General features: G+C 70.5%; 21 protein-coding genes and 1 pseudogene. 14 read left to right on the top strand and 8 right to left on the bottom strand.

What is annotated here, in order from left to right; genetic code table 11:
• The first annotated feature begins 122 nt into the window (after nucleotides 1-122).
• The 10 genes from CIB93_RS14765 to CIB93_RS14720 all read left to right on the top strand — a co-directional run bounded on the left by CIB93_RS14765 (nucleotide 123) and on the right by CIB93_RS14720 (nucleotide 13,844).
• Nucleotides 123-536 (top strand): chorismate mutase, encoded by a 414-nt coding sequence (locus tag CIB93_RS14765; protein ID WP_179500115.1) that lies wholly within the window; start codon nucleotides 123-125, stop codon nucleotides 534-536.
• The gene (pabB, locus tag CIB93_RS14760) at nucleotides 514-2,601 is read left to right on the top strand and encodes an aminodeoxychorismate synthase component I (RefSeq protein WP_096627272.1); all 2,088 of its coding nucleotides are present in this window, start codon (nucleotides 514-516) and stop codon (nucleotides 2,599-2,601) included. Before CIB93_RS14765 ends, pabB begins: the two co-directional genes overlap by 23 nt.
• A complete protein-coding gene (locus CIB93_RS14755; RefSeq protein WP_096627271.1) occupies nucleotides 2,598-3,491 on the top strand; it encodes a hypothetical protein in 894 nt (297 codons plus the stop codon). Before pabB ends, CIB93_RS14755 begins: the two co-directional genes overlap by 4 nt.
• On the top strand, nucleotides 3,488-4,747 hold the full coding sequence (locus tag CIB93_RS14750) for an aminotransferase class I/II-fold pyridoxal phosphate-dependent enzyme (RefSeq protein ID WP_257002198.1): 1,260 nt from the start codon (nucleotides 3,488-3,490) through the stop codon (nucleotides 4,745-4,747). The genes CIB93_RS14755 and CIB93_RS14750 overlap by 4 nt, the downstream gene beginning before the upstream one ends.
• An 89-nt stretch (nucleotides 4,748-4,836) precedes the next feature.
• Entirely contained in the window at nucleotides 4,837-7,179 is a 2,343-nt protein-coding gene (locus CIB93_RS14745; RefSeq protein WP_096627270.1) for a HemK family protein methyltransferase, read from the top strand.
• A gap of 25 nt (nucleotides 7,180-7,204) precedes the next feature.
• A complete protein-coding gene (locus CIB93_RS14740) occupies nucleotides 7,205-10,333 on the top strand; it encodes an amidohydrolase family protein (RefSeq protein WP_096627269.1) in 3,129 nt (1,042 codons plus the stop codon).
• Nucleotides 10,333-10,929: a GNAT family N-acetyltransferase gene (locus CIB93_RS14735; RefSeq protein ID WP_096627268.1), complete on the top strand. Its 597-nt coding sequence runs from the start codon at nucleotides 10,333-10,335 to the stop codon at nucleotides 10,927-10,929. Before CIB93_RS14740 ends, CIB93_RS14735 begins: the two co-directional genes overlap by 1 nt.
• A 63-nt stretch (nucleotides 10,930-10,992) precedes the next feature.
• Nucleotides 10,993-12,483, top strand: a complete 1,491-nt coding sequence (locus CIB93_RS14730; RefSeq protein ID WP_096627267.1) for an FAD-dependent oxidoreductase — start codon at nucleotides 10,993-10,995, stop codon at nucleotides 12,481-12,483.
• Between the two features lie 70 nt (nucleotides 12,484-12,553).
• Nucleotides 12,554-13,363 carry an oxidoreductase gene (locus CIB93_RS14725; protein ID WP_096627266.1) on the top strand — a complete coding sequence of 270 codons (810 nt, stop codon included), beginning with the start codon at nucleotides 12,554-12,556 and terminating at the stop codon, nucleotides 13,361-13,363.
• Nucleotides 13,364-13,412: 49 nt separating this feature from the next.
• Complete coding sequence (locus tag CIB93_RS14720) at nucleotides 13,413-13,844, top strand: hypothetical protein (protein ID WP_257002197.1); 432 nt, start codon at nucleotides 13,413-13,415, stop codon at nucleotides 13,842-13,844.
• 40 nt (nucleotides 13,845-13,884) lie between these two features.
• Here the strand turns inward: CIB93_RS14720 and CIB93_RS14715 are convergent, their stop codons facing one another.
• The gene (locus CIB93_RS14715; protein ID WP_143660049.1) at nucleotides 13,885-14,433 is read right to left on the bottom strand and encodes a hypothetical protein; all 549 of its coding nucleotides are present in this window, start codon (nucleotides 14,431-14,433) and stop codon (nucleotides 13,885-13,887) included.
• A 301-nt stretch (nucleotides 14,434-14,734) separates the two neighbouring features.
• Between CIB93_RS14715 and CIB93_RS14710 the strand changes: the two are divergent.
• Nucleotides 14,735-15,305: pseudogene (locus tag CIB93_RS14710) on the top strand (IS3 family transposase); the annotation flags it as partial.
• Nucleotides 15,306-15,430: 125 nt separating this feature from the next.
• On the opposite strand, the gene CIB93_RS14705 reads toward CIB93_RS14710, so the two are convergent.
• From CIB93_RS14705 to CIB93_RS14675, 7 genes are all read right to left on the bottom strand, one after another.
• Nucleotides 15,431-16,879, bottom strand: coding sequence for an MFS transporter (locus tag CIB93_RS14705; RefSeq protein WP_257002196.1), 1,449 nt, complete (start codon nucleotides 16,877-16,879; stop codon nucleotides 15,431-15,433).
• 461 nt (nucleotides 16,880-17,340) lie between these two features.
• Nucleotides 17,341-17,556 (bottom strand): hypothetical protein, encoded by a 216-nt coding sequence (locus CIB93_RS14700; RefSeq protein WP_143660048.1) that lies wholly within the window; start codon nucleotides 17,554-17,556, stop codon nucleotides 17,341-17,343.
• 122 nt (nucleotides 17,557-17,678) lie between these two features.
• Nucleotides 17,679-17,903: a 50S ribosomal protein L28 gene (rpmB, locus tag CIB93_RS14695; RefSeq protein ID WP_179500114.1), complete on the bottom strand. Its 225-nt coding sequence runs from the start codon at nucleotides 17,901-17,903 to the stop codon at nucleotides 17,679-17,681.
• A gap of 242 nt (nucleotides 17,904-18,145) precedes the next feature.
• Complete coding sequence (locus CIB93_RS14690; protein ID WP_179500113.1) at nucleotides 18,146-18,751, bottom strand: response regulator transcription factor; 606 nt, start codon at nucleotides 18,749-18,751, stop codon at nucleotides 18,146-18,148.
• A gap of 145 nt (nucleotides 18,752-18,896) precedes the next feature.
• Entirely contained in the window at nucleotides 18,897-20,351 is a 1,455-nt protein-coding gene (locus CIB93_RS14685) for an MFS transporter (RefSeq protein WP_218839780.1), read from the bottom strand.
• 675 nt (nucleotides 20,352-21,026) lie between these two features.
• Nucleotides 21,027-21,410 (bottom strand): VOC family protein, encoded by a 384-nt coding sequence (locus CIB93_RS14680; RefSeq protein WP_096627261.1) that lies wholly within the window; start codon nucleotides 21,408-21,410, stop codon nucleotides 21,027-21,029.
• Between the two features lie 44 nt (nucleotides 21,411-21,454).
• Nucleotides 21,455-21,832 carry a VOC family protein gene (locus tag CIB93_RS14675; RefSeq protein WP_179500112.1) on the bottom strand — a complete coding sequence of 126 codons (378 nt, stop codon included), beginning with the start codon at nucleotides 21,830-21,832 and terminating at the stop codon, nucleotides 21,455-21,457.
• A 344-nt stretch (nucleotides 21,833-22,176) separates the two neighbouring features.
• On the opposite strand from CIB93_RS14675, the gene CIB93_RS14670 reads away from it, so the two are divergent.
• The 3 genes from CIB93_RS14670 to CIB93_RS14660 all read left to right on the top strand — a co-directional run.
• Nucleotides 22,177-22,803 carry a TetR/AcrR family transcriptional regulator gene (locus CIB93_RS14670; RefSeq protein WP_096627339.1) on the top strand — a complete coding sequence of 209 codons (627 nt, stop codon included), beginning with the start codon at nucleotides 22,177-22,179 and terminating at the stop codon, nucleotides 22,801-22,803.
• The gene (locus tag CIB93_RS14665) at nucleotides 22,800-23,984 is read left to right on the top strand and encodes a winged helix DNA-binding domain-containing protein (protein WP_096627259.1); all 1,185 of its coding nucleotides are present in this window, start codon (nucleotides 22,800-22,802) and stop codon (nucleotides 23,982-23,984) included. The genes CIB93_RS14670 and CIB93_RS14665 overlap by 4 nt, the downstream gene beginning before the upstream one ends.
• 122 nt (nucleotides 23,985-24,106) lie before the next feature.
• On the top strand, nucleotides 24,107-24,677 hold a 571-nt coding region (locus CIB93_RS14660; RefSeq protein WP_179500111.1), incomplete at its 3' end, for a transposase.

Genomic DNA, 24,677 nt, shown 5'->3' with positions numbered 1-24,677 from the left:
CCGGCCGGTGCACCCGGCCGGCCCGCGCGGCCGCCGCTCGTGCCGGTGCCCTCTCCTGCCCGCCCGCCCTCGCACCCACCGCCCGGCTCACTCGCCCCTCGACGAAAGACGAAAGGAGATCCGTGGACCCCGCGCCCGACATCGCCCCCCGGCCCTCGACGGACACCGCGCCCGACCCGCTGGGAGAACTCCGGCGGGAACTGGACGCCATCGACGCGATCCTGCTCGACGCCCTGCTGCTGCGGTTCCGTTGTATCCACCGCATCGGTGCGGCCAAGGGCTCCCACAGCATTCCGGTGATGCAGCCCCAGCGGGTGCGCTCCGTGCTGCGGCGGGCCACAAAGTTCGCCGAGGAGCACCGGCTGAACCCCACGGCGTTGCAGGACGTCTTCGCCGTACTGATCACCGAGGCCTGCCGTCAGGAGGAGTCCGTCGACCGGTCGGCGGACCCGGACCTGGCCAGAGCGTCGTCCTGGGACCGGGTGGAAGAAATCGTGAGGGAGATACAGGACCGTGCGCACTCTGCTCATAGATAACCACGACTCGTTCACCTACAACCTGTACGACCTGCTGCACCGCGTGAACGGCCGGGCGCCCGAGGTCGTCACCAACGACACTCCGTGGTCCGAGGCCGAGTTCGGCACGTTCGACAGCATCGTCGTCTCGCCCGGTCCCGGGCGGCCGCAGCGCACCGGGGATCTGGGTCTGTCGCTGGCGGCGTTACGCCAGACCAAGGTCCCCACACTCGGGATCTGCCTGGGGCATCAGGGGCTCTCGCACGTCAACGGCGGGCGGGTGGCACACGCGCCGGAGCCGATGCACGGCCGTGTGTCCAACGTCCACCATAGCGGAACGGGGCTGTTCGCGGGACTGCCCAGCCCGTTCGCCGCCGTGCGGTACCACTCGCTCGCCGTGAGCGACCTGCCGCCCGACCTGGAGGCGATCGCCTGGACGGCGGGCGGCGTGATGATGGGGATGCGGCACCGTGAAGCGCCGCAGTGGGGCGTACAGTTCCATCCGGAGTCGATCCTCACCGAATACGGGGTGGAGCTCCTGGACAACTTCCGCTGCCTGGTGGGCGAGTGGGCGAAAGAGCCGCGCCCGGTCCGGTCCGGCGGCCCGGAACGCGGCCGCTATCAACTGGAGCACCGGCGGATCGACGGCGCACCGGACACCGAAGCGCTCTTCACCGAGCTGTACGGGTCCTCCGGGGCGGCGTTCTGGCTCGACAGCGCGGGAAGCGGTGACCACGCGCGGTTCACCGTGATGGGCGACGCCTCCGGGCCGCTCGCCGAGCATCTCTCGTACTCCGTGTCCGACCGTTCCTGGACCGTCACCAGGAGCGGGAAGACCACGTCCGTCGAGCAGGGCTGGTTCGAGTACCTGGGCGAGCAGCTCGCCGCCCGGCGCACCGCGCATCCGCCGCAGCTGCCCATCGACTTCAACCTCGGCTATGTGGGCGTGCTCGGCTACGAGCTGAAGGCCGAGACACACGGTCTGGCCCACCATGTCTCACCGCTGCCCGACGGTCAGCTGATCTTCGCCGACCGTGCGGTGGTCGTCGACCACCAGGAGGGCGCCGCCCATCTGCTGGCCCTCACCGATCCCCTGGACCCCGCGACCGTTCCCGCGGCGGCCGCCTGGCTGGCGGAGACCGCCGAAGCGGTGCGGCGCCACGGGGAGGAGTGCGCGTCCGGTCCGGCCCGGGGCCCGTCCGTACCCGGGGATGCCTCCGGCGAGGCGCGCGTGTTCGCCCTGGACCGGTCGCGCGCCGACTACCTCGCCGGCATCCGGTCCTGCCTGGCGGCGATCACCGACGGCGAGTCGTACGAGATCTGCCTGACCAACACGGCGGAGAGCGAGCCGCTGACGAATCCTTTCAGCACCTATTCCGCGCTGCGCGCGCTCAGCCCCGTGCCGTTCGGCGCCTATCTGCGGATGGGCGAGGTCTCGGTGCTCAGCGCCTCCCCCGAACGATTCCTGTCGATCGGCCGTGACGGCCGGGTCCAGGCCAAGCCGATCAAGGGGACCCGTCCCCGGGGGGCCACGGAGGGCGCCGACCGGGAGATCCGGCGCGAGCTGGCCCGGAACCCCAAGGACCGGGCCGAGAACCTGATGATCGTGGACCTGCTGCGCAACGACCTCAACCGGGTCTGCATGGTCGGCAGCGTCCATGTGGCGAAGATGTTCGACGTCGAGACCTACTCCCATGTGCACCAGCTGGTCAGCACCGTGCAGGGCAGGCTCCGTCCGGACCGTTCGGCCATGGACTGCGTGCGGGCCACGTTCCCCGGCGGGTCGATGACGGGGGCTCCGAAGATCCGCACCATGGAGATCATCGACCGTCTTGAGCCCCGGGCCCGGGGCTACTACTCCGGGGCGATCGGCTGGTTCTCCCTGTCGGGGGCGGCCGATCTGAGCATCGTGATCCGGACCCTGGTCAACAGTGCGGACGCATGCACCTTCGGGGTCGGCGGGGCCGTCATCGCCCTGTCCGATCCGGACGCCGAGTACGAGGAGATCCTCGTCAAGTCCCGGGCCGTGCTCGCCGCCGCCCGGGGCACCCTGGGCCGCCCCGTCACAGGTGAGGAGACACGGTGAGCGCCTGTGCGGCACCGTCCTGCCTGGTGGTGGGGCTGGGACCGGTCGGGCGGATGTTCGCCCCGCTGCTGCGGGAGGGCGGCGGGCGGGTCCGTACCGTCGCCGCGGATCCGGTGGCCGGGGCCGACCTCGCCGGCGACATCGGGGAGCCCACGGCCGAGCTGCGGCGGGCGCTCGGCGCGTCCGACCTCGTCCTCCTCGCCGTCCCGGAGCGGGCCGCCCTGGCCGCGCTCCCCGTCCTCGCCCGATGCACCGGCCCGGGGACCACCGTCGTCGACACGCTCTCCGGCAAGCGGCGCTACCTCGACGCGGCGCACCTGCTGGCGCCCCGGCCGACCCTGAGCCTCAATCCGCTCTTCCACCCAGCGCTGGGGTGGCGGGGCAATGCCGTGGCCGCCTGTGTGGTGCGGGAGGGCGGGCTCATTCCCGTACTGCTGGCCCGTATCGGGGAGACGGGGGCGCGCGTGCGGCAGCTGGCACCCGAAGACCACGATCCCACCCTCAACACCGTGCAGACCGCGACCCATGCCGCGCTCCTCGCCTTCGCCCGGACCCTGGCTGATGCGGGGCTTCCGCCCGAGCTGCTCTCCTGCGTGCCGCCCCCGACCCGGCTGCTGCTGGCCCTGACCGCGCGGATGCTGACCGCCTCCCCCGACACCTACTGGGACATCCAGCGCTCCGGGCCGACGAGCACCGCCGCCCGGGCGGGGCTCGCCCGGGCCCTCGACGACCTCGACGCCTGGACGGACCGGCACGACGACACCGCCTTCCGGAACTCCCTCACCGAGCTGGCCGACTGGTTCGGCCCCGAGCTGCCCACCCTGGCGGCGGATGCCGTCCGGGTCCTGTCCACCCCAGCGACCCCGACCACGCCGCAGGAGTCCGTGTGAACACGCCCCCCGCCCCTCATCTCCAGGCCGAGACCGACGCACACGGCAACTGGGTCGCCCGCCGGTCGGCGGCGACCACAAGCATGTACGACCGAGCGGTACGTGCCGGGCTCACCGGACACACCGTCACCGGGCGTGAGGGGAAGACACTGGCCCTCGACGACGGTGCCCGCTGCGTGGAGTTCGTCTCCTGCTCCTACCTCGGCCTGGAGGACCATCCGCGGATGGTCCACGCCGTGCGCGCCGCCGTCGGCTCCTACGGGATTCACCTGTCGTCGTCCCGCAACTCCATGCAGCCCGCCGAGGCGGCGGAGCTGGAGGAGCTGCTCGGGCAGATCTATCCCGGGATGCACGCCCTGGTGTTCAACTCGGTGAGCAGTGTGCACCTGGGGCTGCTGCCGCTTCTCGGTGCCGGTGTGCTCCCCGGCTACCCGGTCACCGCCGCGGGCCCGCTCTACGTGGTGGAACGCACCGCCCACGCTTCCATGCAGGTGCTGCGGGGTGTCCTCGAACAGCTCGGGCCGGTCACCCGGTTCACGATGGAGGACCCGGAAAGTCTGGCCGAGGCGATGACGGCGGCACGCGCCTCGGGGCGCACCCCGGTGATCCTCGTGGACGGCATCGGCTCCATGGGCGGACTGATCGATGTGGCCCGCCTCCAGGAGACGGCGGAACGTCACGGCGGGTACGTCTACATCGACGACGCCCACGGCACGTCCATCGACGGACCGCGCGGTGCGGGTTACGCCCATCTGGCCCTGGGCGGCCGGGTCCCGGACAACACCCTGCTGGTCGGCTCGTTGTCCAAGGCGTTCGGCGGCTCGGGCGGCTTCGTACTCACCCACGCCGAACGCGATCTGCACGTGCTGCGCCGCGAGGGCAACACGATGGTCTTCGGGCACTCGAACATGGTCACGCACATGGCGGCCAATGCCGAGTCCGCCCGGATGCACCTGGACGGCACGGTCGCCGCGCTCCAGGCGGATCTGTGGGCGAACGCCGCCCTGTTCGACAAGCTCCTCGCGGGCGCCGACCTCGTCAACTCCGGTATGCGGTCGCCCATCCGGGGGCTCGCGCTGGAGAGCGAGGAGGCCGCGTTCGCCACGGCGGTGCGGCTGCGGGAGGCCGGTGTGCTGTGCTTCCCCGTCTTCTACCCGATCGTGGCGCGGGGCACCGGCCTGCTGCGGTTCGCCCTCTCCAGCACGCACACCCCAGCCCAGATCAAGGAACTGGCCGCCCTCCTGGGCGCCGCCTGACCCGGGGCGCGTGCCGTCCGGCCCCCGTACGGCACGGCCCGTGCCCCGGCCCTCCCTCCTCCCGTCCTCCCTCCCGCTAGGAGACCCGCATGTCCCTGCCCGACGCGCACACCGGTCACGACGTCGTCGTGGTCGGCAACGGCTCCCTGGGCTCCTCCCTCGCCGTCGAACTGGCCCTGCGCGGCGCCTCGGTGGCGCTCGTCGGCCCGGCCAAGCGCCCGTACGCGGCGTCCACCGCCGCCGGGGCGATGCTCGGCTGCTTCGGCGAGGTGACCACATCGCTGCTGGCCCATCCCTACGGGCAGGCCAAGTTCGACCTCGATCTCAAGGCCAAGGACGTATGGCCCGGCTGGCTGGAGACGCTGGCCGACGGCACCGGCGACGGCTCCGACCTCATCACCGCCAAGGGCACGACCGTGCTCCTGAACACCGTCGGCACCGGCCCCATCGACACCGAGAACTACACCGCCATCCAGCAGGCCCTCGACAAGCACGGCGAGGCGTACGAGTCGGTGGACCCGGCGGACGTCGGGTGGCTCGACCCCGACCCCAACTCGCGCCCGCTGCGGGCGATGCACATACCCGGCGAGCACGCCGTGGACTCCGGGCGGCTGCTGCACCGGCTCGACGCCACGGCCCGCCGGCTCGGCGTGAGCTTCCTCGACCACCGGGCCGTGTCCGTGGTCCGGGACGGTGACCGGGCCCGGGGGGTGATCCTCGACGACGGGACCGTCGTCCGGGGTTCCACGGTGGTCCTCGCCGGTGGGGTCGGCTCCCAGGAACTGGTCGACTCGGTGGACAGGCTCGGCGACTGCATCCCGAGACTGGTCGCCGGATACGGCGTCTCCGCCGTGGTGACCACGCAGGACGGCACCCAGCCCGACGCGGTGATCCGTACACCGAACCGGGCGTTCGCCTGTGGGCTGCACGTGGTGCCGCGAGGCACGGCCCGGGTGTACATCGGTGCGACCAACATCATCAATCCGCGTCCGCTGGCGGACCCCGTCATGCGTGACCTGCTGTTCCTGCTGGAGTGCTCGCACCGGCAGATCCGGCGCGACCTGTGGTCCAGCAGTGTCGTCGGCGTCCAGGTGGGGAACCGTCCGGTGTCCCTGGACGGGTTCCCGCTGCTGGGCGAGACGCCGCTGTCCGGCCTGTGGATGATGACCGGGACCTACCGGGACGGGCTCTTCCTGTCGCCGCTGCTGGCCAGGGAGTTCGCCGCCCGGCTGCACGGGGAGACCCCGGAACTGGATCTGGACCTGTTCGTCCCCGAGCGGCGTCCGCTGCAAGGCGCCTCCCGCGAGGAGACCATACGGACCACCGTGGAACACATGCTGGCGACCGGGTACGAACACCACTGGAACATCCCGACGGACTGGCAGGAGCTCCTGGGCCCGGATCTGGAGACCATCTACCGGGACTGGGCCGGACGCATCGACCCGGACTTCACCCCGCCGCCGGAGCTGCTGGCCTCCTCGCGGCTGCACCCGGGGATGACCGAGTGGATCCGGTCCTACTACGACAGCTGCCGCAGCCGGTTCGGGGCGCCGACCCCGCCGGTCGTCCGGGTCGGCGACGAGGTCCGGCGGGCCACGGAGCGGCTCTCCCAGGCCCGGGTCTGGACCCCCGGTCCGGACGCCCTCGCCCTGGCCGCACACGCGCTGGAGCTCTCCCCCGAGGCGGCGGAGACCCTCGACCTCGACGCGGAAATCGCCCCCGAGGAGGCCACGCGGCTGCGCGCCCTGGTGGACCGGCGGGCCGATCGGGTCCCGCTGGAGTATCTGACCGGCCGCGCCACGCTCTTCGGTCTCGCCCTGGAAGTGGGCCAGGGGGTGTTCGTGCCCCGGGTGCACTCCGAGGCGATGGTCACCGACGCGCTGGCTCGGACGGCCCCGGGCGCGCTGCACGCGGTGGACCTCTGCACCGGCTCGGGCGCGATCGCGCTGGCGGTGGGCGCGCTGCGGCCGGGTTCCACGGTCACGGGTGTGGACCTCTCCGACACCGCTCTGGACTACGCCGTACGCAACGCGGCGAAGCTCTCCGGGCGGGTGGACTCTCGGGTGGCCTTCATCGCGGGCGACATCACCGGCCCCGGGCTGCTGGCCTCGATGGACGGCAGCGTCGATCTGGTCACCGCCAATCCCCCGTATGTGCCGGACAGTCTGCGGATCCCCCCGGAGTGGGCCGTGCACCAGCCGGCCGAGGCGATCTACTCCGGCTGGGACGGGCTCGACCTGATCCGTTCCGTGGCACGGGTTTCCGCCCGGCTTCTCACGGAGGGCGGTGTGCTGGCCGTCGAGCACTACGACGCCGTCACCGACGAGGTGCTGGCGATTCTCACGGCCGCCGGGTTCGAGGCGGTCATCAGCCACCGCGACCACGACGGCTTCCAGCGGTACGTCACCGCGCTGCGCGGCCCGCGCGGCTGAGCCCCCGACGAACTGAGGAGACCGTATGACGGTGTCACGACGCGGGGTACTCAAAGGGAGCGCGGCCGCCACGGTGGCCGGGGGCGCCGCCCTCGCCCCGGCCGGTCCGGTCCGTGCCGCGCCGCCCGGCGAGGACGGGCGGCTGGTGGTCCGTCGTGCGATCAACGTCGGGGTGTCCGTCCACCGGCCCGGCGGGATGCTCGCTCTCGACGGGCACAACGTGATCTGGACCCTGCCCCTGGCCGGCGGCACGGCCCGGCGGCTCACCGACGACATGGAGGACGGCAGTCGGCCGTCGTTCTTTCCGGACGGCCGGAGTCTCGCCTTCCAGTCGTTCCGGAACGGCAGTTACGACATAGCCGTCGTCGGTCTCGGCAGCCGCGAGGTCACACGGCTCACCCCCGGGCCGCAGTACGACCTCGATCCGGCGGTCTCGCCGGACGGGAGGGCCATCGCCTACGTCTCGGACTCGGGCGGGACCAGTGCGGTCTGGCTGTGGGATGCCCCCGGCGGACGGTCGCGGCCGCTCGTGGGCACCGACGACGAACGGTCCTACCACTCTCCCGCGTGGCACCCCGGAGGACATCGCCTCTCGTACGTCGCGGGGGACGCCTCCGTGGAGACGTACGACCTGCGGACCGGCGCTGTCACCGTGGTGCACCGGGCGGGCGAAGGGGTCGTCCTGCGGGGCACCGGCCACGGCCCCGGGGGCCGGCTGTCCTGGGTCTTTGTCAGCGGGCCGCGGGCCACGCTGTCCGTGGACGGCGTCCCCGTCACGGGACGGCGCGAGGAACCTGCCCCGCTGCCCGCCGCGTGGCTCTCCGGGAACGAGCTGGTGTACAGCGGCGACGGCCGGTTGTGGCGGCGGAGGGTCCACGGCGACGGCCCTGGCCGGTCGGCCGCGGGCAGGCGGGAGATACCCTTCGCCCTCGGCCTGGCGGCCCCGGCCGCCCGGCCCGCCCGCCGCCGGCCGGCCGTCGCGCCCGCCGACGCACCGGTGCAGGGTCTGGTCGCACCGGTGATCTCACCCGACGGGGAATCGGTCTGCTTCGGCGCGCTCGGTGCGCTCTGGATCCAGCGGTTCGGCGAGCGGCCGCGGCGGGTGGTGGCCGACGGGTACGCCAACACCGATCCCGACTGGCTGCCCGACGGCTCGGGCCTGGTGTACTCCAGCGACCGTGACGGCGGCCCCGACCTGTGGCGGTTCACACCTTGCGACGGGCGGCACGAACGGCTGACCCGGCGGGCCGAGGGGGCTCTGCGCCCCCGGGTCTCGCCGGACGGCGGTCTCGTCGCTTACCACGACGAGGCGGGGGCGACCCGGCTGCTGAATCTGACCGACGGCACCGGCATCCGGCTCGCCGCGCCGACCGACCATCCGGGGCGGGCCGCGTTCTCGCCGGACGGCCGCCTGGTGTCGATGGCGGTCCAGCTGCCGGGCTCGGAACGCGATCCGGCCGGGCTGCACGGCCTGCGTACCGTCGACCGGATCAGCGGCACCGTCGAGGACCAGGCCGTCGCCCCGCACCGGTCGATCGGCACGCGCGGCGACGACGGCCCGGTGTGGGCCCCGGACGGCCGTCATCTCCTGGTCATCATGGACAGTCTGCTGCACCGGGTGCCGGTGGCACCGGACGGGACGGTGACGGGCGAGCCGGTCGCCCTGTCCTCCCTCCTTGCCGACTCCGTCTCCGTATCGTCGCGCGGGCAGGTGCTCTTCCTGTCCCTGGGCGAACCGGTGTTGCTGGCCGCCGACGGACGCTCCCCGCACCGGCGGCGGCGAGTGCGGCTCACCTGCCGCAGCCGTCCAGCGCCACCCCGGACCGTGATCCGGGCCGGGCGGCTGTGGGACGGCGTATCGGACGGCTACCGCCGGAACGTGGACATACTCGTCGAGGACGGGAGCATCACCTCGGTGACCCGGGTGCGCCCCGGAGGGGCGGCTCCCACCGTGGACGCCAGTGATCTCACCGTCGTACCGGGCCTGATCGACACCCACAACCACTGGCACATGCGGGGTGGCTCCTGGGGCAGTCGGCAGGGGCCGCTGTGGCTGGCGTACGGCGTCACGACGAGCAGGTCCACCGGCGATCCGGTGTACCGGATGGCGGAGACCCGTGAGGCGCTGCGCTCCGGGGCCCTGGTCGGCCCCCGCTTCCTCGGCTCCGGTGAACCGCTGGACGGCACCCGGGTCTCCTTCGGCTTCATGCGGGCCGTGTCCGGCGAGGAACAGCTCGAACGGGAGCTGCGCAGGGCGGAGTTCTTCGACTACGACGTCGTCAAGTCCTACCAGCGGCTGCCGGTGCCGCTGGAGCGAAGGATCGTACGCCGACTGGCGCGTCGGGGTACCCCGGTGACCTCGCACTACGTGTACCCGGCGGCGCACACCGGTCTGTACGGCATGGAACACACGGGAGGCGGCAACCGCCTCGGGTACTCACGGACGCTCGGCGCGGCGGGCGGCCGCACGGCCCAGGACACCGTGGACCTCCTCGTCGCCTCGGGGATGTGGGTCTCCACCACCTTGTTGTTCGCGGGCGAGCTGTACGCCGGCGGGGCCGGTGCCGTCTCGGCCGATCTGCTGCACGACCACCGGACCCGGACACTGTTCCCGCCGTGGGAGTACGCGCGGCTGCTGGCGAAGGCGGAACGTGCCGATCGTGCGGAAAGCGAGCTGGATGCTGCCTGGACGGCGGGGGACGTGGATCTGCTGCTGCGCGTGCACGAGCGGGGCGGACTGGTGGTCGCGGGCACCGACGCGCCCCTGGACGATGTGGGGATCAGCATCCACCAGAACCTCCGGGCCCTGGTCCGGCACGGATTCAGCCCGGTGGCGGCGCTACGGACCGCGACCGTGAACGCGGCCCGGTGTCTGGGCGCGGAGGGGCTGCTCGGGGCGGTCCGCCCGGGGGCCCGGGCGGACCTTCTGGTGCTCGACGGGGACCCGCTGCGCAACATCGCCGACACCGCGCGCGTCGAGCGGGTCTTCGTGGACGGGCACTCCCACACCGTCCCGGAGCTCCTCGCGCCCTTCGAGGGCGCGGACCGCACCCCCGCCTCCCCTTCCGCCCGCTTCACCGCCGAGGCCACCACCGCCCGGCACCCGAACTGCTGCCGGGACCATCCCGGCCGCCCGAGCAGGAGAGGCCGCTGATGACCGCCCGTAGCGAGGCGAAAGCCACCGTGAGGATCGCCCAGCCGATCCGGACCGACCGGCTGTTGCTGCGCCCCTTCACCCCGGGCGACGAGGCCGACATGTGGGACTTTGAATCGCGGCCGGAGGTGGCGCGCTATCTCTTCAACGAGCCGCGCGGCAGAGAGGACAACGCGCGGGAACTGACCGACCGTTGCACCCGTACGTCGCTGACCCAGCAGGGCGATGTCCTGGTGCTGGCGGTGGAGCACGAGGGCCGCGTGATCGGCTGGACCCAACTGATCTGGCTCGACGCGGCCGCCCGGCAGGGCGAGTTCGGCTATGTGCTGCACCCGGCATACCAGGGGCGGGGGTTGGCCGGGGAGGCGGCGGTGGAGATGCTCCGGATCGGCTTCGAACGCATGGGGCTGCACCGGATCATCGGCCGTTGCGAGGCCCGGAACACGGCCTCCGCCCGGCTGATGGAGCGGCTCGGCCTGCGCAAGGAGGCCGAGTTCACCGACTCCCTGATTTTCAAGGGCGATTGGGGCAGCGAGTGCGTCTACGCGATGCTCGCCGCCGAGTGGTGCATGTCGCGGTGGCGTGCGTCGCGGTGAGGACGCCGCCTGTTGCCCTCTCTTGCCCTCTCCCAGTGATTCTCCCTCCGAAGGAGTGACCTCGTGATACCCGACCTCCAGCGCCGTACGGTGCTGAAGTCAACGGTTGCCGTCGGCAGTGCCCTCGCGGTGGGCGGGACGTTCTCCGCCCACGCCGCCGAGGCCGTTCCCGGTGGTGGTACCGACCGGGTCCACGACGTCGTCGTGATCGGCGCGGGACTGGCGGGGCTGGCCGCCGCCCGCCGGCTGGTGGCCGCCGGGCGGCGGGTGAGACTGGTGGAGGCGCGCGAGCGGCCCGGCGGCCGGGTGTGGACCGTCGGCACCCACGGCGGCGGAACGGTCGACGGCGGGGCGCAGTTCGTAGGGCCGACCCAGAACCGCATGTACGCCCTGGCCGCCGAGTTCGGGGTGCCCGTGGTACCCACGCATCAGGAGGGCGACAGCATCTTCTGGTACCGGGGCAGCCCGCTGCGCTACCCCGTGGACTCCCCGCTCCCTCCCGAGCTGGGCGGCGCCGCCGTGGACCGGGTGATCGCCGAGATCGACACGCTGGCACGGGACTTCCCGGTCGGCGAACCGTGGCGGCATCCGCGGGCGGCCGAGCTGGACGCGATCTCCTTCGCGCAGTGGATCGCCCGCCGCACCTCGGACGCGGCGGCCCGGCTGATGCTGGGCCGTGTCAGCGGGTCGGCGGTGGTCTCGACCCCGCCCGAGGAGTTCTCGGCCCTGTACATGATGAACTACTACGCCGCTGCCGGTGACCGGGACCATCCCGGCACCTACGGCCGGTTGATGGCCACCCGGGGCGGCGCCCAGGAGAGCTTCCTCGGCGGGCCGGGCGCGGCCGGGATTCCGCTGGCGTTGGCGGCGGAGCTGGGCCCACGGGTGATGTACGGGGCCGCGGTACGGCACGTCTCCCGGCGCGGCCCGCTACTCCACGTTCACACGGACCGGGGTACATACCGGGCCCGCCGGGTGATCGTGGCCGTGCCGCCCCCGCTCTCCGCCCGGATCGGCTTCAGCCCCGAACTACCCTACGCCCGCCGGAGGCTGGCCGCCGGGTTCCGCATGGGCTCGATCGGCAAGTTCGTCGCCGTGTACGACCGGCCCTGGTGGCGGGAGCAAGGGCTGTCCGGGCAGGTGGTCGGCGACGGACGGCCCATCGACTGCATCTACGAGAGCCACCACGGCGATCGCCATGTGCTGCTGGGCTTCGTACGGCCGGAGGACATGCGACGGCTCGACCGGGTCCCGGAGCGGCGGTTCGTGGCGGAATGCCGTCAGTCGTTCATCGACTACTTCGGCCCCCGGGCCGCCCGCATGGCCGACTACGGCTTCGTCCGCTGGAACACCGAGGAGTGGTCGCGCGGGGGCCCTGTCGCGGTGAGCGCCCCCGGGGTCCTCTCCCGGCACGGGCGCGCCCTGCGGCAGCCGGTGGGCGGCGTGCACTGGGCCGGCACGGAGACCTCCGACCACTGGCCCGGATACATGGAGGGCGCGGTCCGGTCGGGCGAGCGGGCGGCGGCGGAGATCCTGGCGGAGCTCACGCACTGACCCGGCCTCCTCCTTCTGCCTCCTGATCTCCCGACCTCCTCGATCTCTCGACGAAGAAGCGGACACCCTCATGGCTCTCTCCCAGGCACCTTCCTCCCAGTCCCCCCTTCCCCTGGCGGGCCGGACCGCCGTGGTCACCGGCGCGAGCAGGGGCATAGGCCTCGCCGTCACCGCCGAGTTGTCCCGTCAGGGCGCCCGCGTGGTCGGCGGGGCCCGTACCCCCGGCCGGGAGCTGGCCCGGTACACCCCCCACGCCCTGGCCGTCGACCTGAGCACCCCTCAGGGGCCCGCCGACCTTGCCGCGTACGCCCTGGAAGAACTCGGGCACATCGACATCCTGGTCAACAACGTGGCGAGCACCCTTCCGCAGAAGGGCGGGTTCCTCACCATCGACGACGACCTGTGGCGGACGGAGTTCGACCTCACGTTTCTCAGCTGCGTCCGCACCAGCCGCGCATGTCTGCCGAGCCTGCTGGACCGGCGGGGCACCATCGTCAACATCAGCTCGGCGCACGCCCGGGTGCCGCTGCCTTCGGTGGCGGCGTACTCGGCGGCGAAGGCGGCCCTGACCAATCTCTCCAAGGCGCTCTCGGAGGAGTTCGCTCCGCACGGCCTCCGCGTCAACACCGTCACGCCGGGCCTGGTCCGGACGGGGGTGTGGACAGAGCCCGGGAGCGAGGGCGAGCGGCTCGCCCACGAGTCGGGGCTGTCGCTGGAGGAACTCGTGGAGTCGCTGCCGGGCGAGGCGGGGGTGAGCACGGGACAGTTCGCGGAGCCGGAGGAGGTGGCGGCTCTGGTGGCCTTCCTGGCCTCTCCGGCAACGCCCAACCTGACGGGCGCGGATGTGGTGCTCGACGGCGGGATGATCAAGACCGTGTAGGGAGTCCGCGCCTGCCCGTGGAGGGCCGGAAGGAGTCTTGCGCGATCCCTTGACCGCCGCGGAACGGACCTTCGGCCCACTGGGCGCCGCCCTCCAAGCCGGCGTGTTCATCGTGCTGGCCACCCACCCAGACCTGCGGGCCGAGGACGACCTTCTCGAAGCGGCCGAGGCAGCCCTCGACGACGGCGTCGATCCCGCTGACCCTCGCGTCGACGAACTGGCCGCGAAACGCTTCGCCCACCACAAGGCCCTGATGCAGGCCATCGATGAGGCCGGGCTGGACGAGGCCGAGGAGGAGCTCTTCGATGCCTACGACGCCGACCTGAAGGGTGAGGAAGACACGCAGATGACCGTCTGCGAAGCGGTCACCAAAATGCCCTACGACTTCTCTCCCGCCCGGATGCGATGTATGGAACTCACAGCAGAACTCATCGCCCAAGACGCCCAGGAGGATACGTCTCTTGGCCGGGGCCCCAGTTGATCTTCGTGTCCGGGCTGCTGCCGTTCGGCGCATACCCGACTCATTGCCTGGGGGTGGAGGGCAGTGTGACGTATTTGGGGCCGGCCCATTGGATCAGGGCCCCCCGGAGTTCGACGAGCTTCAGGTCCGGTACGTGCAGACCCGTGCGGCGGGTCGCGCGGTACACGACATAGCCGCCCCTCTCGGGCGAACGCCCCATGCTGCCGTTGGTCACCCAGTCCGGCGCAGGAATGCCCGGCGGGTACCACACTACGACCTTGCTGGAGCCGCCCTCGCTGACTCCGATCCGGTCAAGCGAGGCCCAATCTATGGAAAACGCCTCGTTCCTCCTCTTGGTCCTCACGAGAAGCTTCTGCTTGTCAATGATCAGCCTGTCCCATGGCGCAGCGTGTTGCGCCCACGCGCAATAGGCGATCGCGGCAATGAACACGAAGACGTCCGGACCGTTCAGACCCCATGCCTCGTCCGGGTCGATCGTGTGGTGAACGAGTGTGAGCACGGTCAGCACGACTGCCGCTGCCAGCACTCTGCGGCCGAACCCTAGGAGCCACCAGCTGCGAGGTTTGGGGTTGGAGTGGATCACTGTCACGGGTGGGAATGTGCGGCACCCAGTGGAGACCTCGGTCGGCTCCGGCGCCTGCCGCGGGGCGGAGTGCCTGACGGGGCTGGGGTTCTGGGTGCCGGGTTCGGTGGAGCCGCTCACGGCACGTGCTTGTTCGAGCCGACGGAAGGCTTGAGCGGCCGCGGAGGCCACGCGGCGCTGCTGTTCGAGCCGGCGGAAGGCTTGAGCCGCTGCGGAGGCAGCGCGGCGCTGCTCAGGCGCCTTCGGCGGGGCTGCGGTTTCGGTGCGGGTGCTCGGTTGCCTGTGCGTGTTCGAGTTGGCGCAAGGTTTGAGCGGCCGCTTCCAGTTCGTCGCCGACCACCAGCGCCGATACGGCATGAAGCGGCTGTGCACCATCCTCGGCATCGCCCGCTCCAGCTCCTACTACTGGCGCCGGACAGCCGTGGACCGGGCAGCCCGGCAGGCGGCGGCCGACGCCAACCTCGCCGCCCGGATACGGGCCGTGCACCTCGAATCGGACGGCACCTACGGCGTCCCCAGGATCACCGCCGAGCTCAGGGAGGAAGGCGAGCGCGTCAACCACAAGCGGATCGCGCGCGTGATGCGGAACATCAATCTGGCAGGAGTGCGGCTGCGCCGCAGGCACCCCACCACGGTCGCGGACCGGGCCGCGGCGAAGGCCCCGGACCTGATCGGCCTGGACTTCACCGCGACCGAACCGAACACGAAGTACGTCGGAGACATCACCTAATCTGCCCCTGCACGGAGGGAAGTTCCTCTATCCGGCCACCGTGGTCGACCTCGCCTCACGCCGGCTGGCCGGATGGGCGATCGCTGATCACATGCGGACCGATCTCGTCATCGACGCCCTGGCCGCCGGCGAGCGAACGCGCGGAAGCCTTGCGTCCGCCAATCCATGAGCGCGATCGGCTCCAGCGCGCACAACGCGCTCGCCGAGTTGGTGAGGTGAAGGTAAGGGGCCTGAGCCGGAGCCCGCCCGGCGTGGGCAGGCCCCGGTGGTGTGTCAGGCGGTGGCCTTGACCGGCTTGGGGAGCCGGAACATCAACGCCCACATCACCGCGAGGGCAGCGATGACGTACCAGACGCTGCCCGCGAAGGCGTGCGTCACGGTGGTGCCGTGGCTGCCCGCGGGGGCGTACTGGAAGAACACCACCGACGCCATTGCGATACCGAGTGCGATGCCGAGCTGCATGGCGGTGTTGAACAGTCCCGCCGCCGATCCGGCGTCCTCGTGGCCGACCTGGCTGAGGGTGAGGCCGGCGAGGCCCGCACCGACCATGCCGAATCCGGCGCCGACGAGAATCATCGGAGCGACGGCGGCCACGAACGGCGTCTCGGTCTGCTGGGCAGAGACCAGCAGCTGGTAGCCCGCCAGCGTGAGGGCGATCAGTACGGCTCCGGCCTGCGGCACGCGCCGCATGTGGCGTCCCGCCCACTTGGAGGCGAGCATGGCGCCGGCCATGCCGCCGATGGAGATGGCGACGGACGCGGGGGCGAACTGCCCTGGCGTGAGGCCGAGGCCGGACTGCATGAACAGCACCCACGTCAGCAGGAAGATGCCGGAGACCAGGCCGAAGACCAGCTGCGCGGCGAGCCCGCCTGCGAACGCTTTGCTCTTGAAGAGCGACAGCGCCACCAGCGCCGAGCCGTCTTTGGCGGTCTTGGCCCGCTGCTGGGCCACGAACACGGCCAGCACGACCACGCCCGCGGCGATCATGGCGAAGCTCCAGGAGGGCCAGTGCTTCTCGCCGCCCGCGGTGAGCGGGTAGGTGATCAGCAGCAGACCCGCGGCGGAGAGCAGCATGCCCAGCGGATCCAGGCGCCGCGCTTGCTGGTCACGGGACTCCGGGATGAACCGGAGGGCGAAGAGCAGGGTGGCCAGCCCGATGGGCAGGTTGATCAGGAAGATCGCCCGCCAGCCCAGACCGGCGATGTCGGCGGCTGTCAGGACGGCGCCAAGGACGGGCCCGAGGACGCCGCCGAGCGACATGATCATGCCGTACATGCCGAATGCTTTGGCCTGGGACTCGCCCTGGAAGGTGACGGCGATGGTGGCCATGACCTGCGGCACCATGACCGCCGCTCCGGCGCCCTGGAGGGCTCGGGCGGCGACCAGAAAGTCCGGGCCGGTCGCGATCCCGCACAGCAGGGACGCCACGGTGAACAGGGCGGTACCGGCGATGAAGACCCGCTTGCGCCCGTAGAGGTCACCCAGGCGCCCGCCGGTGATCAGGGCGAGGGCGAAGGTGAGGGTGTAGGCAGCGGGGATCCACTGCACAGCGGCGCTGGAGGCGCCGGTGTCCGCCTGGATGGAGGGCAGTGCGGTGTGGACGATGGAACCGTCGAGCGCGTTCATAAGCTCGGCGATAAGGATCACGACCAGGGTGATCGTGGCAGCACGGGCGGCCCCGGTGGGGCGCGAGCTGCCGGTGGTATGGGTGTCGGTTGACACGAGGGGGATTCCTGTTCGCGTACAGAAGGGAAAGGGGCGGGAGCAGGCCGGGGCATGCCCCCGCACGCCGTTCAGCGCGACAGGGGAAAGCAGAGTGCAACGAACCCAGGCCATCAGGGAGCACCGCCGTTGAGGCATGCATCAGAAGCCCGCGATTGCGGACAACCGGAAAAGCGCCTCGAAACGAGCGGCTACTTACTTGGCCTGGGGGATACGTCATCACCTCGGAACACAGCGTCGGACCCGAGAGCGGGCACCGACGGAACTACAAAGGAACCAAAACAGACTATATGAGCGAGCGGCATCCATGCAACGGAATAATGCTGCTCGGGCCGGAGACGGTACAGCGTCTCGCCGGGGCAAGTGCGCCACTGGTCACCGCCCCTCTGAACCGGAGGCGCGTCTTGCCCTGGGATCGAGGCTGAAGCGCTTGGCCGGGTGATGGTCGGTGCAGGTGAGTATCAGTCCTCGGCTGTTGGTCGCAGACGAGTGAGCAAGCGCTGACTGTGGTGGCCGTAGTCCGGGTCATTGAGGGCCGCGGAGATGAAATCGGTGTGCACCAGACGGCGGTTCAGGCGAACTTCGAGGCAACCGATGCAAAGGACATTGTCCTCGGCGGCGCCCGCGCATTGCCATACGCCGTCGAGAACGGTGTACCACTCGTCAGGGCCGTCCACGGGCGCGGTCGGCAATCCGCAGTCATCACAAGGGAATTCGTTCCTCGGAGGATGGCGCCGGGCACCAGGCACCGCAGCGCGGATACGGCTGAGGAGCCTGGGCGCCAGGTTCTTCCTCATGCTTACGCGGAGGCGCGACGGTCCACCTTGCCCGCCTTGATGCAGGAGGTGCACACGTTCATGCGCAGGGGCGTTCCGTCCTTGACGGCCCTGACCGACTGGATGTTCGGGTTGAAACGGCGACTAGACCGTCCCTGGACGTGCCGGGTCTGGGCGCGGGACCCGGAGCGGGCCACGCGCTTGCCGAAACTGGGCTGCTTGCTGCATACATCACACCGGCTGGACATGATTTCTCCTTCTGTCTCAGATCATGGGGGCAACGGCTCATTTGAAGTCCGGGCCGGGTTCAGATTGTTCCTGGACCACGACGGTCCCCGCACCGGTTCCGGACCCGAAATTTCTCCCTGTCACCACGCTGACCAGCGGATATAGACGGTTTAGGGGGTGGCGCAGGGATAGCATGAAGGCGACATGCATGGGTTCTCGTGCAGACTGCACTCGGGAGGTGCGGTGATGGAGGTCGGTCCGGTCAGATCCAGCCGCGGGCGGAGGCGGCGCGTATCGCCTCGATGCGGTTGCGTGCCCCCACTTTGCGGTTGATGGCGGCCAGGTTGTTGCGGACCGTTCCGGGTGAAAGATGCAGGATCTCGGCGATCTCCGGGGGCGTGTGGCCGTGCGCGGCCAGGCGGAGAAGTTCCCTGTCACGTTCGCTGAGCGGGTTGTCGGGGGTGTGCAGAGCGTCAGTGACGAGCCGTGGGTCAAGGACGCGGTCACCCCGGGCGACCTTGCGGACGGAGTCGGTCAGTTCTTTGACCGATACGCCTTTGCTCATGAACCCTTCAACCCCCACTTCCAGGGCAGTTCGCAGAGAGCTGGCGCGTTCCAGGGTGGCCAGGATGACGATGCGGCAGGGAGGCAGAGCGACTCTGAGCTGCTCCGCGGCCGAGATCCCGTCCAGACCGGGGAGGTGGGCGTCGAGCACAGCCACCGTCGGGCGGGTGCGCAGGGCTTGGGGCACGATCTCGTCGCCTCGTGGTACCTGCGCGACCACGTGCATGCCAGGTTCGGACGCGAGCACGACAGACAGCGCTTCGCGCGTCAGTCGCAGGCCATCGGCGATCAACACTCGGATCATGGGGGCGGTTGTTCCTCGTTGGCGGACTTGTCGGCAGGTGAGAGTGGACGGCCGGGACCGGTGGTCGAAGACCTGCCGTCCGGGCGGCTGCCCTGAGGCGCACCCGGGGCCCGGACGTTGACGTCCGGGCCCCGAAGGGCTGGTTCTAGTTGGTGGCGTGGCGCTTGGGCAGCCAGAGCATGAGAGCCCACATCGCCAGCAGGGCGGCGATGACGTACCAGAGGGTTCCGGCGAACGCGGCGGTGACGGTGGAGCCGTGGCTGCCGGCCGGGGAGTAGGCGAAGAACACGACGGCGGTCAAGGCTGTGCCCAGAGCGATGCCGAGCTGGGTCGAGGTGTTGAAGAGCCCGGATGCGGAGCCGGCGTGGTCGTGGTCGACCTGGCGCAGCGTCATGTCGGCCAAGGCTGCTCCGATCATGCCGAGGCCGAGGCCGACCGGCAGCATGGGCACAACCGTCAACACCGGTGAAAGGCCGGTGTTCTGCTCTGTGATCAGCAAGGCGTATCCGCACAGGGTGGCCGCGGCCAGCAGGGCGCCTGCCTGGGGGGCGCGCCTGCCGTGGCGGACTGCCAGACCCATCGCCAGCCAGGCACCGGCCATCTCACCCACCGAGGCCGCCACAAAGCCTGTCGCCGCCTGCCGGGGGGAGAGCCCGAGCCCGTCCTGCATGAACAGGGTCCACGCCAGGAAGAACACACCGGAAAGCAGGCCGAAGACGAGCTGCGCGGACAGGCCCGCGGTGAACGCCCTGTGCTTGAACAGCGCCAGGACGACGAGCGGGTCGCGGCCTCGTGTGGTCCTGGCCCGTTGCTGGACCACGAAAACCGCCAGGGTCAGCAATCCTCCGGCCATCATGACGAAGCTCCAGGCGGGCCACTGGTGTACGCCGCCGACGGTGAGTGGGTAGGCGATCAGCAGCAGGCCCAGGCCGACCAGGACCATGCCCGCGAGGTCCAGGCGCCTGGCGGCGGGGTCGCGGGACTCGGGCAGGTAGCGCAGGCCCAGGAGCACGGTCGCCAGGCCGATGGGCACATTGATCAGGAAGATCGGGCGCCATCCGAGGCCGAAGACATCGGCGCTGGTGAGCACGCCGCCCAGGACCGGTCCGGCGACGCTGCCCAGCGACATGATGGTGCCGTAGAGGCTGAATGCCCGGGCGCGGGATCCTTCCTCGAAGGTGACGTGCAAGGTGGCCAGGACCTGAGGAACCATGATCGCCGCGGCGCCGCCCTGGACGACGCGGGCAGCGATCAGCAGGGCGGGGGTGCCGGCCAGACCGCAGAGCAGGGACGCCGCGGTGAAGACGCCGGTTCCCAGCAGGAAGAGCCGCTTGCGGCCGTAGAGATCGCCGAGCCGGCCGCCGGTGATCAGCCCGAGGGCGAAGGTCAGCGCGTAGGCGGCATGGATCCACTGCACGGCGGCACCCGAGGCGCCGGTGTCGTGCTGAATGGAGGGCAGCGCCGTGTAGACGACGGAGCCGTCCAGGGCGTTCATCAGCTCCGCGACCAGGACGACAACCAGCATGACGGTGCGACCACCACCGGAAGGGCGGCCGGCGGGGGCGGAGCGGGAGGGGAGGGCTTTGGTGTCAGCGGACACGACGCAGTTCCTGTTCTGGCGGACAGAAAGGGGAAAAGGGGCAGGCCAGGCATGCCCGTCCCGCTTGCTGCGCGACAGGAAGATTCGGGTGCGGAAACGCCCAGGCCGAAGGGCAGACCGCTGCTGAGAGACGACCGCGCGCTGCTGCACAGAGCAGGGGGTCAAGCCTCACGGCAAGCGGTTCTCAAGCCTGGGAGATAGGTCATCACCTCGTGACATGTGCGAACGGAGCAGACAACTCCACGAGCCGCCTGAGACTACGTACCTGACCGCAAGGCCAGCAATCCAGTTTTACCCCCTCAGGCTCCCGCCCCGGGGCTACGTCACAGACCCCCTGGAGCCCGGAGGAGACTTGCGCCTCGGGACTCCCACCAGAGAATTCCTCATCTGCGCAGCGGATTGATCGGCCGTGAACCAAGCCACGGCAAGGGGATGCCACCCGGATGCGGTCGTGCTGATTGCAGGCCAACGTCGTGCAATCAGCACGACCGCCGGTGGAAGAAGTCGACCATCGCCTTGGAGTCGTCGCAGTTCCAGGCGGTGCAGCTGACGGATGCGTTGAGCGTGAACATGGGTGTTCCTCACCGGCTTGGGCGGCGGGCCGGCCCAGCGTGGGAGCGCGGGGCCGGGCGATGTGTTCGTGGAGTGGCGGCCGGAGCCCGGGTCAGGGGCCGATCACCATTCCTGTTCCTCGGCGACGCCGATGATGTAGCCATCGGGGTCCTGGAAGTAGAAGTGGCGCGCCTGGTCGTCGCTGTGTTCCTTGATGACGTCGACCAGGGAGCGGATCTTGGAGGTGTAGGCGTCGAAGTCCGGGACGTTCAGGTAGAACATGCCGAACACGCCGGTGGGGGCGTCCTTGAGCTGCGGGAGCCACTGCCGGAGGTTGTCGGCTTTGTAGAGCATGAACGCGAACGCGCCCTTCCACGTGAGCACGCGGATGTCGTCGGCCGGGTTGTCGCTGCCGGGTGCGGCGGTGAAGCCGAGCTGCTCATAGAAGGCGACAGACGCCGCCGTGTCCTTCACGCCGAGGCACGGGGCCATTCCGCTGGCCTTCATGGCGTCCTCCTTCGCCGTGCAGGTCGAGACGGTGGCGGGGCGGGTCAGGCAGCGGGGGCGCTGATCGCCATGGCGTAGCCGTTGGGGTCGAGGAAGTAGAGCATCCGAAAGCCGCCGTCGGAGGCTTCCTTGAGCACCTCGACCTTGTCGCGGATCCGAGCGACAGCTCCGTCGAAGTCGGGGGCGTTGAGGTAGAAGAAGCCGGAGGCGCCCAGCTCTCGGGCGGTCTGCGGGATGAACTCCCGGACGCTGTCGGCGGGCTGGATCATGAAGGCCATCGCGTCGCCGTTGAAGATCAGGTGGATCGGGTGATCCTGGGCGACGCTCTCGCGGCCGACGGTGAAACCGAGATCCTCGTAGAAGTCAAGAGTCTCGGTGACGTCGCGGACAGCGAGGCAGGCGGTGAAGTTGGCGGTCTGCACTGGTGCTCCTAAATGCTTGTTCTCTTCCCCGACATAAACGATACATTTGTACTGTACCGAACCGAAAGAGGGGGAGCAAACGGACAAAGCAATCATCGCCATCCGCGCGTACCCCGTCCAGAAGGCCGGGCCGACCCTGCACCACTCCATGTCACGGTGCACCAACGAAGCGCCGACGGAGCCGCTTCTGTCGGTTCGCGCGGCGGAGGGCGGGATCGCTTGCGCCCGAAATATGCTTTGACTGGTACGACCGTACTAGAATGAGTGCCCCCGAATCTGGAGACGCCTGTGTTCGCCTGTGTCGCCCCGTGCTATTTCGCTGCCTCGCCGGAAGGCGCGTGCTGATGGCCGGGCAGGACGGCGCGCCGCGCCGGCGCCGGGATCCGCAGCGGCGGATCGAGGAGATCGTCGCGGCCACAGAGCGGGTGATCGCGGCGAAGGGCATCGAGGGACTGACCCACCGGGCGGTCGCCGAGGAGGCCGGTGTCCCGCTGGGGGCGACGACCTACCACTTCGCGACCCGAGAGGACCTCATCGCCGCCGCCCTGCAGAAGGCTGTGGAGCGCTTCGGTGCCTATCTCGAAGCCTGGGGAAACGAGCGTCCGGGCCTCACTCCGGAGCAGTTCGCGGTCCTGCTCACTGACGCGCTGATGACGAGCTTCAGCGCGGAAGGGCGTGGGCGGAACGTCATGGAGTTCGAGCTCTACCTCGCCGCTCTGCGCCGCCCCGCCCTGCGCGCGATCGCCGACCAGTACACCGAGCTGAACATCCGGGCCTGCTCCCGCTACACCGACCCAGTCACCGCCGCCGCCGTCGCCGCGGCGACCAACGGCATCACCCTGCGCGGCCTCGCCAACAGCCGGCCTCCCACTCGCGACGACGTCGAAGCGATCCTGCGCCGCATCCTGACCCCCAACCCCGCCCTCCCCCCGGCGGCACCGGCCGGCACGGACGCGGAGGCGGACGCATGAACGCTGCGCACCGCCACGTCAGCGCCGACGAGCGCCGCGCCCGCCTCGGTATCCGCCACCTCCTCGTACCCTCACGCCATGCCGCGGCGATGCAGGACGTGGCTCAGGCGCTGATCGGCCTGCACGCCACCGACCCGTCCACCGTGTTCCTGGCCGCCGCCGCCCGCACCAGCGCCCCCGACATCGCGGCCATGGAGCAGGCGCTGTACGAGGAGCGGACGCTGGAGCGGATGCTGTGCATGCGCCGCACCATGTTCGTCGTCCCCGCCGGCCTCGCGCCGGTGATCGAGGCGTCCACGAGCCGCGCGATCGCTGCCAAGGAACGGTCTGCCTGCACCGTCTACCTTCGTGACGGCGTCGGCTGGACGATCGAGCGGTACACGGCGGTCGAAGCCGACCTTCTGGCGGCACTCGCTGCCCGCGGCGAGGCGAGTGCCGCCCAGCTGGCCGCCGACGTACCCGCCCTGCGCGAGCAGGTGACCATCTCGCCCGGCAAGGCTTACGAAAGCCGCCAGGCGGTCTCCTCCCGGATCCTGCGCGTCCTGGCCGCCGAAGGCCGCATCCGCCGTGGCCGCCCCAACGGACGCTTCAACTCCAATCAGTTCCGCTGGTCTCTCTCGCCGCTCGCAGATGCTGCCAGCACGTGGGAAACGGCCGATGCGAACACGGCGCTGGCCCGCTGCTACTTGGCCGCGTTCGGACCGGCCACCGCCGAAGACCTCAAGTGGTGGACCGGCTGGACTCTCACCGACACCCGCAAAGCCATCGCCGCCACCGGCGCCGAACCCGTCGGCCTCGACGAAGGCGCCGGCTACCTCCTGCCCGACGATCTGGAGCCGGTCACCACGCCGGATCCGTGGGTCGCGCTCCTGCCCGGCCTGGATCCCACTGCCATGGGCTGGCGACTGCGCAACTTCTACCTCGACCCCGCCCACGTCGGCGAGCTGTACGACCGCAACGGCAACATCGGTCCCACCATCTGGGCCGACGGGTGCATCGTGGGCGCCTGGGCCCAGCACCGCAGCGGCCGTATCAACACCCACCTGCTCACCGACCCCGGCCCCGCGGCACGCCAGTCCGTGAAAGCCCAAGCTCAGCACCTCGCCACGTGGCTCGGTGACCTGCGCCTCACCCCGCACTACCGCACGCCCCTTGAGCGGCGCCTCAGCCTGGCCCCGTGATCGCCTGGCGCGAGGCTGGTGTCCTACCCGCGGCGGACGCGCACGACGACTCGCGAACGGATGCCGAGCCCCACGGGACTGTAAAACGATCGGTGTAACTCCTGATCAAGGAAGATGCATCGATGACCAGCGACAACGTGACCGAGGCCGAGTCCGCCAAGGCCGCTGAGCCGCAGCCGGCGAGGAAGGTGGACGACCAGCCCATCGATGAGTTGGTCGGCCGCGCTCAGGCCGAGGGCCTGCAGCTGACCGGCGAGGGTGGGCTGCTGCAGCAGCTGACCAAGCGGCTCCTTGAGTCCGCCCTGGAGGGCGAGATCACCGACCACCTCGGCTATGACAAGCACGACCCGGCGGGGAAGAACGGCGGCAACAGCCGCAACGGAACCCGTGGCAAGACCGTGCTGACGGATGTCGGCCCGGTGGAGATAGCCGTGCCCCGTGACCGCGAGGGCTCCTTCGAACCGAAGATCGTCAAGAAACGGCAGAAGCGTCTGCCGGGCGTCGACGAGATGGTCATCTCTCTCGCCGCGAAGGGGCTGACGACCGGCGAGGTCCAGGCTCACCTGTCCGAGGTCTATGGCGCCGAGGTGTCGCGGCAGACGATCTCCACGATCACCGACAAGGTCCTCAAGGGCATGGCCGAGTGGCAGAACAGGCCCCTGGACCCGGTCTATCCAGTGATCTTCATCGACA

This window comes from Streptomyces sp. WZ.A104 (assembly GCF_002382885.1).
Taxonomy (GTDB): Bacteria; Actinomycetota; Actinomycetes; order Streptomycetales; family Streptomycetaceae; genus Streptomyces.
The sequence above is the reverse complement of the archived record's forward strand: the minus strand, read 5'-3'. Positions and strand labels throughout refer to the sequence as shown.